Genomic DNA, 13,460 nt, shown 5'->3' with positions numbered 1-13,460 from the left:
CGATCCGGAATCAGGCGAGCGCATCCGACAGGCGCCGGTGCAGGGTCGTGACGGCGAGCGGCAGGCGCGGGCCGAAGCCGAGCAGGAGCAGCGCGTCGAGCGCGACGACACGCTGCGCGCGGCCGGCCGGCGTCGCGCCGAAACCGGGCGCGGCGAGCAGCGCGGCGCGTCCGCCGACGGCCGCCAGCCCTTCGTCGGAGATCAGCACGACGTCAGGCGCGGCGGCGGCGAGCGCCTCGGTCGTCAGTGGCTTGTAGTGATCGAAGCCCTGCATCGCGTTGCGCGCGCCCGCGTAGCGGATCATCGCGTCGGCGGCCGTGCGCTGGCCGGCGACGAGCGCCTGGTTGCCGGTGTGGTTCAGCACGAACAGCACGCGCGGCGGCTGCGCGCCGCCGGGTACGCGTGCGGCGACCGTATCGCGCGCGGCCTGCCAGTCGCGGTCGAAGCGCTGCAACAGCGCGGTGCCCGCATCACGCACGCCGAGCGCCTGCGCGACGCCGGTGATCTTCGCGCGCACCGAGTCGACGTCGTGGCGCTCGTCGAAGGTCGTCACCGTGACGCCGGCGCTTTTCACCTGCGCGATCGCGGTGGGCGGGCCGGCTTCCGCCGACGCGAGCACGAGGTCGGGACGCAGCGACAGCAGGCCTTCGGCCGACAGCGCGCGCTGGTAGCCGACCTTCGGCAGGCGCTTCGCGGCGTCGGGATACGTGCAGGTCGTATCGGCGCCGACGAGCCGGTAGCCGCGCGTCTCGGCGCCGCCGAGTGCGAATGCCGTTTCCGCGAGCGCGCCGCCGATCACGACGACGCGCTGGGGGGCAGCCTGCGCCAGCGCGCGGCCGGGCAGCGCGCCCGCGAGCGCACCGGCGACCGCGCTCGCCAGCACGACGCGGCGCGCCGGATCGAACGATCGCGCGCTCACCGCGCGTCTCCGTGCGCGGCCGCCGGCAGCGTCGCGACGAGCGCGCGCCAGTCGTCGCGCTCGGGCTTGCCGGGCTTGCGCTCGCCGAACAGCAGCGCGACGTGGTCGCCCTGGCGGTCGAACAGTTCGAGCGACGTGACGATGCCGTCACTCGTCGGCTTCTTCACGACCCACGCGGCGGCGATCAGGTCCTCGCGCACGTGCAGGTTGAAGCCCGGATCGAGCACGTTGATCCACGCGCCGACCTCGCGCACGTTCGCGACAGGGCCCGTGTGGATCTGGATCATCCCCGCGTTGCCGACGAACACCATGATCGGCTGGCCGCTCTGCGCGGCCCGTTCGAGCACGTGGCGCAGTGCGCGCGCCGCTTCGACCGGATACGCGTATTGCGGATCGGCGAGGCGCAGCGCCTGCATGCGGCTCACGCCGAAGCGCTGCGTGATGCCGAAGAACTGGTGCGTGTCGGTCATCGCGTCCCACGCGGCGCGAAAACCCGCGACGTCGATTTCGGTGTCGGCGCGCTCGGGCGTTTTCGGTGCGGCGGGCACGACGTCGAGCCCCGGCTCCTGCGACGCCGCGCGCCAGCGTTCGACGAACGCGTCGTACGCCGCGTGATCGCTGTGCGCGCGCAGATAGACCTTGTGGATCGCGTGGCCTTGCGCGTCGAAGAACTGCAGGCTCTTCAGCGGACCGTGCGCGGTATCGTCGCGCACCGCGAACGCGGACGCCCAGTGACGGTAGAAGATGCGCAGGTCGATGTCGCCGAGCGCGAGGCCGACCGGGCCGTCGTGGCTCATCTGCGCGTATTCGCCGTCCTTCTCGTGGACGGCCGTGTCGTTGCGCGTGAGCGCCATCACGCGGCCGAGGCGCGGCATTTCCTCGAACATCGCCGGAAAGCGCGCGTCGAGCCGCACCACGTGTTCGCCGGCGAACGCGGCGAGCGCTTCGCCTTCGCTGACGCCGAGCGCCTGCGCGACGTCGCGGTTGCGCAGCTGGCGCTCGGTCTTGAGCTTGACGAACGCGTCGCGCAATGCGGCGGGCGCGCGGGCCGGCGTGGCCGGATGACCGGGAACGGCGGAATGCATCATGTCGGACTCCTTCAAGTAACGGTTGGGGTGGCAGCGCGGGCGGCGCGCATCAGAAATCCACTTTCATGCTGACGGCGACGGTGCGGCCGGACGACGTATACGCGTCGAGCACCTGCGCATCGGACGCGAGGCCGCGCACGTCCGACCAGTTCCAGTATTTGCGGTCGAACAGGTTGCGGATGCCGATCGTCGCGCTCACGTGCTTGTTGAAGCGGTAGCCGCCACGCAGGTCGACGACGAGCGACGACGGCGGCGCGAAGCACGACGTTTTAGCCCCTGGGCACGCGCCGGCCGGGATGTCCTTGTCGCGCTTCGCGGCCTGGAACAGCAGGTCGGCCTGCACGAACCAGCGCTCGCCGGGCTCGTAGCGCACGCCGAACACGGCCGAGAACGGGTTGACCGTGTCGAGCGGCTGGCTTGCCGCGCCATCGTTCTGCGTCGAGCCCTTCGTGAACGCCAGCGCCGTCTTCAGCGTGATGCCGTTCGGCATCGCCCATTCGGCGCGGCCTTCGAGGCCGTGGATGCGCGCGTCTGCGAAGTTCACGTACTGGAACACGAACGGGTCGGCCGGGCGGCCGCTGCCGGCGATCGTCGTGCGCGAGATGAAGTTGCGGTAGCGGCCGGTGAACGCGGCCGCGCTATAGCGCACGACGCCGTAGCCGGTGCCGGCCTTGCCGCGCAGGCCCGCTTCGAACGTGTCGCTCGTCTCGGGCTTCAGGTTCGGATTGCCGATCGACGTGTAGCCGTACACCGGGTTCGAGAAGCTGCTGTTCACCTGATCGGGCGTCGGCGCGCGGAAGCCGTGCGCGTATTGCACGTACGGGATCACGGCGGGCGTGATCTCGTAGAGCACGGCGACGCGCGGCGACAGCTCGTTCGCGCTCGTCGACACGGCCTTGCCGGTGAACAGCGGATCGTTTTCGGTCGGGCTCAGCCGGTACGTGTCGAAGCGCAGCCCCGGCGTGACGAGCAGGCGGCCGTAGCTGATCTGGTCCTGCAGGAACGCGCCGAACAGCGTGTAGTCGGTGTCGGGGAATGCCTTGTTCGGGAACGCTTCGCCGACGCCCGGCACCGTGCCGTCGCGCATGTTCGTCACGCGCGACACGCTGCCGTCGACGCCATACAGCAGCTTGTGCGCGAACGGGCCGGTCGCGAAGCCACTTTCGGCGAACGCGGAGCCGCCGAACGTGCGTTCCTTGTACTGGTTGTCACGCGACCGCGAAGGCTGCCTGCCGCGCGTCTCGAACGCGTACTGGTCCTGCTTCGCGTCCTGGTAGTAGAACTGCACGTGTGCGGTCTGGAACCAGCGGAATGCATCGTCGCGGAAATCGTAGTCGACGCTGAAGCGGTTGCGCTCGAGGCGGTCGTTCGTCGTGAGGCCGAGCGTGGCGGGCGGGTTGATGGCCGACAGCACGTCGGTGCTCACGCGGCGCTGCACGGTTTCGGCGGTGAACCTGATCGTGTCGCGCGCGGTGGGCGTCAGCACGAGCTTGCCGAGCAGCGATTCCGAGTAGACGTCCTGCGGGTTCGACGTCGTGCGCAGCGTGCTCGCCGAGTTGTTGCCGCCGCGCGTGTCGACCTCGTGGCCGCGCCGGCCGTCGGCGATGATCATCCCCTGCACGCGGTCGTTGCCGCCCGCGGCCGACACCGTCGCGCCGACGCTGCGGTCGGCCGAGTCGTAGCTCGGCCGGAACGAGAAGTAGGTGGGCTTGCCGTAGATCGACAGCAGGTCGCGCGGATCCTTCGTGATGAAGTTCACCGCGCCGGTCAGCCCGTCGCTGCCGTACAGCGCCGACGCCGGCCCGCGCAGGATCTCGATGCGCTTGAGCGTGTCGAGATCCGCGTAGTCGCCGCGGCCGGCTTCGAGCGGCCCGAACGAGAACGCGCTCGGCAGGCGGATCCCGTCTTCCATCAGCAGCACGCGATTACCTTCGAGGCCGCGGATGTTGATGCTCGAATCGCCGTCGCGGCCGCCGCCGAGCGCGGCGCTGCCGGGGCGGTACGCGGTGCGGCGCACCGTGACGCCCGGCTCGTAGCGCAACGCGTCCTTGATGTGGGTGGCCTGCTGTTCCTCGAGATCGTCGTCGGTGATCACCGACACGGACGCGGCCGTGCGGCTCGCGGCGGTGGCGGTACGGGTGGCCGTGACGGTGACGGGGTCGAGCAGTGCCGCATCGCCGCGCGTGGACGCGGCGGCGGTGGTCAGGACGGCAGGTGGCGGGTTGGCGCCTTGCGGCGACGAATCGGCGTAAGCCGGGGCGGCGGACAGGCCGAACGCGCCGAACAGCGCGGCGCAGATCGGCCGCCGCGCCAGCGGATAGCAATGCACAGGTGGTCTCCCATTGACGATGACTAGCCCGAAGGCTGGCTGGGTGACGCGTTCACCTGGCTGGCCCGTTCGCGCGCGACAGGCGGCGAACGGCGAATTGAAAGGAAACTGATAACTTTATCAGTGTAAATGAGAATGATTATCAATACAAGAACGAAAGACGGCATGGGCGGACGCGCGCCGTCGGCGCGGATCGGGCGAGCCGGGCGGGGAGAAAATCGGGGGGAAGCGGGTTTGCGCTAGGCCAGCGATTCGATACGAATCAACAGGTTGCGCGCATGCACGATGAACGCGTCGTGCGTCGCGCGATCGCCGTGGCCTTCGAAGCCGGTCTGTTCGGCGAACGCGAGCTGTTCGGCGTAGAGGTCGACGAGCGCGCTGCGTGTGTCGGGAGGCAGCGCGCGGATCATCGAGACGAGCAGCAGTTCCTGCGCGCGCAGCATGCCGGACAGCGATTGGGGGTTCATGCCGACCTCCTCGAACGACGCGGCGGCGTGCCGCTCATTTCATGGTAGGCGGTCGGCGCGCGCAACGGAAATCAGCCGGCGGCCGTCGCCGTCCGTGCATCGCGCACGACCTGCGCGACGCGCTCGACGAATTCGACGTCGACGCTCGACAGCGCCTCGCGCTTGCCGTCGGGCATCTCGACCATCAGCCGGTACGTGATGTCCTGCGTGGTCCAGGCGAGATAGCCGACGACGGCGAGCATCACGCCGACGACCAGCGCGGCGCTCGATGCGCCGATGCCGCCGGCGATGGCGGTGGCCACGCCGGTCAGCGAAATCAGCCACGGCACGAGGCGATTCTTCGGGATCTTGACGACGTCGACGTTGCGGATGTCACGCAGCGGAAAGACCTGCCCGGCGGCCGACAGGCCGTTGCGCGTGACCATCACGCCGCGTTCGTTGAATGCGTTTTCCATCGTGTGTTGCGTGGACGAAAACGCGCAGCGTAGCAGACTTCGTTGCCGCGTCAAACGAGACCGAGTGCCGCACGATGCGTGCGGGCCGGCCGCGACGGGGAGCGACGGGAGTCAGAACTGCAGCCGGCCGTCGCCGTACAGGCGGCCCGGCACGTGCGACGCGACGACCTCGGCGATCTCTTCGTCGGTCGATTCGGCCGGCACGATCTGGCGCCGCGCGGGCGCGTCGAGATGCATCGTCCATTCGACGAGCCGATACGGGCGGCCCCACGGGCGCAGCATTTCCACCGACACGCGGCAGCTCTGGACCGGCAGCGAATGCCGGCGCGTCAGAATCGCGTGCAGATGGCTGAAAACGGTATCTTCGATCATCTTGGCCTCCGATCCTGTCTTGTGGGCAGTTGATGGCGGTGCCGTCGTGGTTCTCAAAAAAAAAGCCGCCGATGCTCAGGCGGCCAACAGGGGGGGTGAGAGCATCCTCTCAGCCCAGAATTAAGCGAAACTTAAAAGCCCATAAAAAAGCGCCCCGCGTGGAGCGGGGCGCTTCTTGCCGTCGTGATCCGTGTGTTAAGCGGATGCTTTAGAACTTGTGACGGATACCGACGCGAGCGGCCAGCTGGTTCGACGAACCGTTGCCCGACGTGCTGAAGTAGCTCGTGCTCGAGCCGATCTGCGCCTGCACGTTGTTGCCCGATGCCTTCTGGTAGACGACCAGGCCGTACACGTCCGTACGCTTGCTGAGCGCGTAGTCGAGGCCCAGGTTGCCCTGGTTCCAGTGCGCCGAGCTGCCGCTTTGCGTTGCGTTCGTGTACGTGTAGCCCGCTGCTGCCGACAGGGCCGGCGTGATCGCGTACTTCACGCCTGCTTCGTACGCGTTGTAGAACGTGCCCGATGCACCGGCCGCGATCGGGGTGAACTGCGTGCGCGTCCAGAGCAGCCATGCCGTCGCCGGGCCGAAGACGTAGCGGCCGCCGACGCCGTACGTGCGCAGGTCGCGGATGTTGGTCAGCGCGATGTTCGCGATCGACGTCGAGAAGGCCGGCGTCGACTGGCTCGGGAAGCGGATGTCCGTGTAGGCGGCGCCGAGCGAGAACGGGCCGTTCGCGTAGTTCAGGCCGAAGCTGTATGCGCGCGACGAACCGGCCGTCGTCGTGGTGCCCGTCGTCGTCGACGGTGCGCCGGCGAAGTCGGTCGAGTTCGAGAAGCCGTACAACGCGCCGAACGTGAAGCCGGCGTAGTTCGCGCTCTGGAACTTCACCGAGTTGTTGATGCGGCTCGACGTGAGCTGGTCGATGTCGTTGACGTGGTACGCGTAGTTGCCCGCGACCGTGTTGCCGCCCGTCGAGTAGTTCGAGCCGAGGATGTCGGTCGAGAACGAATACTGGCGGCCGAACGTGACCGTGCCGTATTGCGACTGGCTCAGGCCGACATAGGCTTGACGGCCGAAGATCGCGCCGCCCTGGCCGATCGTGCCGTTGCCGCTGTTGAAGCCGTTTTCGAGCACGAAGATCGCCTTCAGGCCGCCACCGAGGTCTTCGGTGCCGCGCAGGCCCCAACGGCTGCCCTGGGCCACGCCGTCGTCGTACTTGAACAGCTTGCTGCTGCCGCCGGTCGAGGTCTTGCTGTGGTTCACGTAGCTGATACCGGCATCGATGACGCCGTACAGGGTCACGCTGCTTTGGGCGTGTGCCGCGCCAGTCGTTGCTGCGAGGATGGCGATGGTCAACAGTTTCTTGTTCAAAGGATTCTCCGAGCGAATAAATGGCGTGTCCAGTTGCGGTTCCGGCGCTCTCTGCGGGCGCTTTCACGGACCGGTCGCAACTTTATCGGCGGGCCACGTAATGAATGTGACAGCCTTTGTCATATGACGAACCTGTGGCGCCGATGCGACACTGGATTTTGCCCGGTTGTATAGCAGGGAGTTATACCGATTCCGCCTGAGATTCGATCGGAGTCAGGAATATGCACATGAGATAAGCTTGGTTGGTGCCGTTCCGGCCCCGTGCCACGATGCGCGCTTCAACAACGACACGGGACAAGAGGACACCATGCGACGTTCGATCCTGACCGGCCTCGGCGCGCTTGCCGCGGCGCTGGCCCTTGCCGCGCCCGGCGCGCACGCCGATCCGCAGACGCTGAAGATCGGCACGATGAGCGGCCCCGACGCGCAGATCTGGACCGAGGTGACGAAAGTCGCCGCACGCGAAGGGCTCGCGATCAAGGTCATCGAATTCAACGACTACGTGCAGCCGAACGCGGCGCTCGACTCGGGCGACCTCGATGCGAACGGCTTCCAGCACCAGCCGTTTCTCGACAGCCAGATCAAGCAGCGCGGCTACAGGATCGTCAATGTCGGGCTGACCTACACGGCGCCGATGGGCTTCTATTCGAAGCAGCTCAAGTCGCTGAAGGACTTGCCGGCCGGCGCGAAGGTCGGAATCCAGAACGATCCGTCGAACGGCAACCGCGCGCTGCTGCTGCTGCAGAAATACGGGGTGATCAAGCTGAAGGCGGGGGCCGGCACGAACGGCGTGAACGCGACGCCGCTCGACGTCGCCGAGAATCCGAAGAAGATCAGGATCGTCGAACTCGACGCCGCGCAACTGCCGCGCGCGCTGCCCGACCTCGACGCCGCGTCGATCAACACCGACTACGCGGTGAAGGCCGGGCTCACGCCGGTGAAGGATGCGATCGCGATCGAGGACCTGCGCGGGCCGTACGCGAACCTGATCGCGGTGCGCGCGCAGGACAAGGACAAGCCGTGGGTGAAGAAGCTCGTCGCGGCCTATGAATCGGACGACGTGCGCAAGTTCATCGACCGGAAGTTCGGCGGCGCGATCGTGCCGGCGTTCTGAACGCCGGCGCAAGCGCGCCGCCGCCCGGCCGCGTCGCCGGGCATCCCGCCAGGCCGGAAAGCAAATCGCCCGCGCAAGCGGGCGATTTCGTTGGCGCGCGCCGCGAGGCGGCGGGCGGGCGGCTCGGGCCGCTCAGGCCGACAGCAGCGACCCGGTGCGGATCGGCGTCGCGCCGGCAATGCGCGCGACTTCCATCCCGGCGGTCGCGAAGCGCACGATCTGGCGCGCGTACAGCACGCCCGACACGCTGCTCTTCAGCGTGATCACGCGATCGGTCAGCGGATCGACGATGTCGGCCACCTCCTGGCCGGCCTCGATCCACGCGCCGACCGGCGTGCGGAACACGATCACGCCGGACACCGGCGCGACGAGCGGATCGGTGCCCGCGAGCGGCGTGGCCGGATGCGCCAGCGGCGGCAGCGGCGCGGGCGTGCCGTCGATGACGCCGCGCTCGGTCAGGTATTCGACGATCGCTTGCGCGTCCTTCTCCGCGAATTCGTACGACACGTCGCGCTCGCTGCGCAGTTCGACCGTGACGGAAATCGCGCCGTTCGGGATCGGGAAGCGATCGCCGAACCGGCTGCGCAGATCCGACCAGCAGAAGCTGTGGATCTCGTCGAACGGATTGCCGACCGAATTCAGCGCGAGCAGCGACGCCTGCGCATCCAGGTAGCGCGACAGCGGCTCGACGTCTTCCCACAGGTCGGGGTTCGTGTAGAGGTGCATCACCGCGTCGCTGTCGCAATGCAGGTCGAGCACGATGTCGGCGTCGAACGACAGCTTCTGCAGCGCGAGGCGCTGCGATTCGAGCTCGGTGCGCGGCTTCTGCTCGTCGAGCGCCTCGCGCATCGCGGCGCGCACCGCGGCGAGGTTGCGCTGCGCGTCGTTCGCCAGGCGGCCTTCGATGCGCGGCAGCACGAGCGCCGCGAGATCGTAGAAATTGCGGTTGAAGTTCTGCATCGAGCCGAGCTCGAAGCGGCCGAGGTGATCGCCGAACACATGCTGCGACAGGCCGATCGGGTTCGGCACGGGGACGATGACCACTTCGCCGCGCAGCTTGCCGGCCGTCTCGAGCGCGGCGATCTTGCGGCGCAGCAGCGTGGCGACCAGCATGCCGGGCAGTTCGTCCGCGTGCAGCGACGACTGGATGTAGACCTTCTTGCCGCCGCGCGGGCCGTAGTGGAAGCTCGTGATCTGGCGTTCGGTGCCGACGGCGGGGGAAATCAGCGGATGGGTCTGCGTTTGCATGATGAGGGGAGCGCGGCGCAGCCGCGAGTGATCCGGTATGCGTGGAAGATCGATTGTACGTTGCCTTCCGCGAACCTATCAAACCACGCGCCCGTCGCATTATTTTCCTTTGAAAATCATCGGGTTGGCGCGTAAGAAATAACGCTCCGGCCGCCCCTCGGGCAGGCGTTGCCGACCGCTTTCGGTCGCACGCGCGCAAAAAAAACGGGCTCCTTGCGGAGCCCGTCTGCGCGGATGCGAAGCGCGCGTTGCGCGGCGTTACTTGCCGTACACGTCGAAATCGAAGTACTTCTTCGCGATCTTGTCGTACGTGCCGTCCTTGCGCATGCCGGCGATCGCGCCGTCGATCTTCGCCTTCAGGTCGGTATCTTCCTTGCGCAGGCCGATGCCCGCGCCGTTGCCGAGCGTCTTCGGATCGTCGATATCCTTGCCGGCGAAATCGAAGCCCGCGCCGCGCGGCGTCTTCAGGAAGCCGATATCGGCCTGCACCGCGTCCTGCAGCGCGGCGTCCAGACGGCCCGCGATCAGGTCGGCGTAGACCTGGTCCTGGTTCTGGTACGGCACGACCTTCACGCCCTTGGCCGCCCAGTAGGTCTTCGCGTAGGTTTCCTGGATCGTGCCCTGCTCGACGCCGACCGACTTGCCCTTCAGCGATTCGGCCGTCGGCAGCAGGCCCGCGCCCTTCTTCGCGACGAGGCGCGTCGGCGTGTTGAACAGCTTCTCCGAGAACGCGATCTGTTCCTGGCGCGCCGGCGTCATCGACATCGACGACAGGACGCCGTCGAACTTGCGGGCCTTCAGCGCCGGGATCATCCCGTCGAAGTCGTTTTCGATCCACACGCACTTCGCGTTCATGCGGCGGCAGATTTCGTTGCCGAGATCGACGTCGAAGCCGACCACCTTGCCGCTCGCATCTTTCGATTCGAAAGGCGGGTAGCTCGCGTCGACGCCGAAGCGCACGGTCGTCCAGTCCTTCGCGTATGCCGTGCCGGCCGATACGGCGAGCAGGGCCACGGTCACAGCCGCAAGAATCTTTTTCACTTCGGTGACTCCTCGTTTTGTTCGATGGGTGCGCGGTTGTGCCGCGCCGTAAGCCTTCGGCCCGGCGCGGCTTCGCGTCGGACAGTCCGTTTCGCCTGCCCGATGCGGGCGCGCGACGTGCGGAAGATTATCAAGACAAAATACCGGCAGGGCGCCTAGGACATGCCCCGATACCGGACCCGACGGCGGCGCGGCGTTCGCGCGACCGTTTCAGACGAAGGAACGATTCAACCGAGCGTTTCGTTGACAGCGCGCTGCAGGCACGTGACGAATTGCGATACGGCGGGCGTCGGCAGCAGGTCGCGGCGCGCGATGATCGACAGGTCGAAGCGCGGCATGCTTTCGTCGAGTTCGGCCGTGCGGATGCCGAGCGGCGCCACCATCGCGGCCAGCGGGCGCGTGAAGCAGCCGATCACGTCGGAGCGCGCGACCAGCCCGAGCGTCACCGCGAACGACATCGGCGAGCGCAGCAGGTGCTTCGGCAGCGGCAACCCGCGCGCCTCGAACATCCCGACCATCACGCTGTGCGGGAACTGCTCGGCGCCGACCGTGACGATCCACTCGGCGTCGAGCAATTCCTCTAACCGGCGCGCGTGCGCGAGCGGATGGCCTTCGCGCATCACGACGGTGAATTCGGTCGACAGCAGCGGCACCTGCGTGAAATCGCGGTCGAGCACGGGTACATGGTGCATCGCAGCGATGTCGAGCGTGCCGTTGCGCAGCTGTGCGAGCGCGTCGGGCACCGTCACTTCCTCGAGATGCAGGCTGACGTTCGGCATCGACCGGCGGAATGCGGTGACCGCGCGCGGCAGCGCGGTCAGCGCGATCGACGGCATCGTGCCGACCGCGACGCGCCCCGACATTTCCCCTTTCACCTGCTCGACGGCCTCGACGGTGCGGCGCATGTCGCCGAGCAACTGCTCGGCGCGCGGCAGCAGCGCATGGCCGCACGCGGTCAGCTCGACGCCGCGCACGCTGCGCACGAGCAGTTCCGCGTTCAGCGCCGTTTCGAGTTCGCGGATCGTATGCGTGATCGCGGGCTGCGTGACGCCGAGCTCGCGCGCGGCGGCGCGCAGGCTCTTGTGATGCGCGGCGGAGACGAATGCCTGGAGCTGCGCGATGTTCAGGTGATTGCGGATGCGGGTCATCGATCGAGTCCGGTTGGCGCGAATGCGGGGCCTGGGCGGGCGAGGCGGGGCGGCGGCGGTATTCGGTAGCGATCCTGACGATCGTGCGCGCATGGGTTCACGTCGCCGGGCCGACGCATCGCGTACCGGTGCGCCGCGAACGTCATGCGCCGGCGCGCGCGCGGAACGCGTGGCGATACCGCTGCGGCGACGTGCCGACGATGCGCGCGAACCGCTCGCGAAACGCGGTGACCGAACCGAATCCGGCCTCCGTCGCGACATGCTCGATCGACAGCTCCGTGACTTCCAGCAACTGCTGCGCATGCCGCACGCGCGCGGTCTGCAGCCACTGCCGCGGCGACGTGCCCGTCTGCTCCTGAAAGCGCCGCGTCAGCGTGCGCACGCTCGTCGACGCCTGGCGGGCCATCTCGTCGAGCGTGAGCGGCTTGTGCAGGTTCGCCTGCAGCCAGTCCATCAGGTCTTGCAGCCCGTCGCTGGCGGCCGGCCATTCCGGCGCGATGAACTGCGCCTGCCCGCCGTCCCGCACGCGCGGCGCGACCGCGCAGCGTGCGGCATCGACGGCGACCGCCGCGCCGTAGTCGGCCTGGATCATGTGCAGGCACAGGTCGAGGCCGGCGGCCGCGCCGGCCGACGTCAGGATCTGCCCGTTGTCGACGAACAGCACGTTCGGGTCGACCTCGACGTTCGGATAGCGGCGCGCGAGTTCGCCGGCCGCGAGCCAGTGCGTCGTCGCGCGCAGGCCGTCGAGCAGCCCGGCTTCGGCGAGCACGAACGCGCCGCTGCAGATCGACGCGATCCGGCATCCGCGCGCGGCCGCCGCGCGCAGTGCGGCGATCACGCGGCGCGGCGTGGGCGCGAGCGGCACGGACGTGCCGGGGACGACGATCGTGTCGGCACCGGCCAGCGCGTCGAGACGAAACGGGGGGCGCAGCTCGAACAGGCCGCCGGCGACGCGCGGCTGCTCGCTGCACACGCGCACACGGTACGGGTGCGGGACGCCGGGCGACCGCACGCGCGCGAACGTGTCGCATGCGACGCCCAGGTCGAACGGGACGACATCGGGCAAAGCGAGAACGGCGACCGTATGCATGGCGTTCGAGGTCGTGGCCAGAATCCGTTTAAAGATGGCATTTTAGCCAATGGTTCAGGTCTGCACCACACGCGATAATCGCCGCGGACCAACCTGGAGCCCTGCCGATGAAACAAGACGATCGCAACGCGTTGCGGAACCTGCAATACCTGTCGCTGCTCGAGGCGACCACGCTCGTCGTGCTGGTGTGCGTCGCCGTGCCGCTCAAGCATCTGGCCGGGTATCCGGTCGCGGTATCGATCATGGGCCCGGTTCACGGCATCGCGTTCGCGATGTACGTGTGGGCCGTCGTCGGCACCGCGTCGAGCGGACTGTGGAGCAAGGGCGAAGTCGCGCGGCTCGTGCTGTCGGCCGTCGTGCCGTTCGCCGGGCTGGCGAGCGCCGGCTGGATCGCGCGCAGGAGGCACGCGCAATGACCTACCTGTTGCTGAAGGCCGTGCATGTCGCCGCCATCGTCACGTTCGTCGGCGGGCTGCTGATGCTGTCCGTCGGCGTCCGTATCGCGAACCTGGCCGTGCATCGCGCGGTGCGGCGCTGGGATCGCACGGTGACGGTGCCCGCGCTCGTGCTGGTCTGGATCACGGGGATCGCGATCGCGCTGAGCGGACACTGGTTCGGCGCCGCGTGGCTGTCGGTGAAGCTCGCGGTCGTCGTCGCGCTGTCGGCGCTGCACGGCATCCTGGCCGGCACGCTGCGGCGCATGGAGCGCGACGCTCTCGTCGTCGTGCCGGCACCGTGGCTCGGGCAGGCGGCGGGCGCGGTCGTGGTCGCGACGGCGATCGTCGTCGGGCTGGTCGTGATCAAGCCGTTCTGACGCGCA

The 13,460-nt window shown here is 68.2% G+C and carries 14 protein-coding genes; 3 read left to right on the top strand and 11 right to left on the bottom strand.

Going from position 1 to position 13,460, the window contains the following annotated elements:
• Positions 1-10: 10 nt before the first annotated feature.
• From DIE21_RS08275 to DIE21_RS08245, 7 genes are all read right to left on the bottom strand, one after another.
• Entirely contained in the window at positions 11-919 is a 909-nt protein-coding gene (locus tag DIE21_RS08275) for a hemin ABC transporter substrate-binding protein (RefSeq protein WP_124497237.1), read from the bottom strand.
• Positions 916-2,007, bottom strand: a complete 1,092-nt coding sequence (locus DIE21_RS08270; protein WP_124497236.1) for a hemin-degrading factor — start codon at positions 2,005-2,007, stop codon at positions 916-918. The genes DIE21_RS08275 and DIE21_RS08270 overlap by 4 nt, the downstream gene beginning before the upstream one ends.
• 49 nt (positions 2,008-2,056) lie before the next feature.
• Positions 2,057-4,336 (bottom strand): TonB-dependent hemoglobin/transferrin/lactoferrin family receptor, encoded by a 2,280-nt coding sequence (locus DIE21_RS08265; protein ID WP_124497235.1) that lies wholly within the window; start codon positions 4,334-4,336, stop codon positions 2,057-2,059.
• Positions 4,337-4,575: 239 nt separating this feature from the next.
• On the bottom strand, positions 4,576-4,803 hold the full coding sequence (locus tag DIE21_RS08260; RefSeq protein ID WP_124497234.1) for a hypothetical protein: 228 nt from the start codon (positions 4,801-4,803) through the stop codon (positions 4,576-4,578).
• Positions 4,804-4,874: 71 nt separating this feature from the next.
• The gene (locus tag DIE21_RS08255; protein WP_124497233.1) at positions 4,875-5,258 is read right to left on the bottom strand and encodes a DUF6232 family protein; all 384 of its coding nucleotides are present in this window, start codon (positions 5,256-5,258) and stop codon (positions 4,875-4,877) included.
• Between the two features lie 111 nt (positions 5,259-5,369).
• Positions 5,370-5,630, bottom strand: a complete 261-nt coding sequence (locus DIE21_RS08250; RefSeq protein ID WP_124497232.1) for a DUF2866 domain-containing protein — start codon at positions 5,628-5,630, stop codon at positions 5,370-5,372.
• A gap of 208 nt (positions 5,631-5,838) precedes the next feature.
• Entirely contained in the window at positions 5,839-6,999 is a 1,161-nt protein-coding gene (locus DIE21_RS08245) for a porin (protein WP_124497231.1), read from the bottom strand.
• 307 nt (positions 7,000-7,306) lie between these two features.
• Between DIE21_RS08245 and DIE21_RS08240 the strand changes: the two genes are divergently transcribed.
• Complete coding sequence (locus tag DIE21_RS08240) at positions 7,307-8,113, top strand: MetQ/NlpA family ABC transporter substrate-binding protein (RefSeq protein ID WP_124497230.1); 807 nt, start codon at positions 7,307-7,309, stop codon at positions 8,111-8,113.
• 132 nt (positions 8,114-8,245) lie between these two features.
• On the opposite strand, the gene DIE21_RS08235 is transcribed toward DIE21_RS08240, so the two are convergent.
• The 4 genes from DIE21_RS08235 to DIE21_RS08220 form a co-directional block, all read right to left on the bottom strand.
• Entirely contained in the window at positions 8,246-9,361 is a 1,116-nt protein-coding gene (locus tag DIE21_RS08235; RefSeq protein ID WP_124497229.1) for a succinylglutamate desuccinylase/aspartoacylase family protein, read from the bottom strand.
• A 258-nt stretch (positions 9,362-9,619) separates the two neighbouring features.
• Entirely contained in the window at positions 9,620-10,402 is a 783-nt protein-coding gene (locus DIE21_RS08230; RefSeq protein ID WP_124497228.1) for an ABC transporter substrate-binding protein, read from the bottom strand.
• A gap of 227 nt (positions 10,403-10,629) precedes the next feature.
• Positions 10,630-11,550 carry a LysR family transcriptional regulator gene (locus DIE21_RS08225; RefSeq protein WP_185640660.1) on the bottom strand — a complete coding sequence of 307 codons (921 nt, stop codon included), beginning with the start codon at positions 11,548-11,550 and terminating at the stop codon, positions 10,630-10,632.
• A gap of 142 nt (positions 11,551-11,692) precedes the next feature.
• Complete coding sequence (locus DIE21_RS08220; RefSeq protein WP_124497227.1) at positions 11,693-12,640, bottom strand: GlxA family transcriptional regulator; 948 nt, start codon at positions 12,638-12,640, stop codon at positions 11,693-11,695.
• Between the two features lie 107 nt (positions 12,641-12,747).
• Here DIE21_RS08220 and DIE21_RS08215 point away from each other — a divergent pair, with 107 nt between their 5' ends.
• Both DIE21_RS08215 and DIE21_RS08210 read left to right on the top strand, forming a co-directional pair.
• On the top strand, positions 12,748-13,056 hold the full coding sequence (locus DIE21_RS08215; protein ID WP_124497226.1) for a DUF3817 domain-containing protein: 309 nt from the start codon (positions 12,748-12,750) through the stop codon (positions 13,054-13,056).
• Positions 13,053-13,454 carry a CopD family protein gene (locus DIE21_RS08210; protein WP_124497225.1) on the top strand — a complete coding sequence of 134 codons (402 nt, stop codon included), beginning with the start codon at positions 13,053-13,055 and terminating at the stop codon, positions 13,452-13,454. The genes DIE21_RS08215 and DIE21_RS08210 overlap by 4 nt, the downstream gene beginning before the upstream one ends.
• Positions 13,455-13,460: the final 6 nt, after the last annotated feature.

The organism is Burkholderia sp. Bp9140 (assembly GCF_003853425.1).
Lineage (GTDB): Bacteria > Pseudomonadota > Gammaproteobacteria > Burkholderiales > Burkholderiaceae > Burkholderia.
This window is presented reverse-complemented; position numbering and strand designations above follow the sequence as displayed.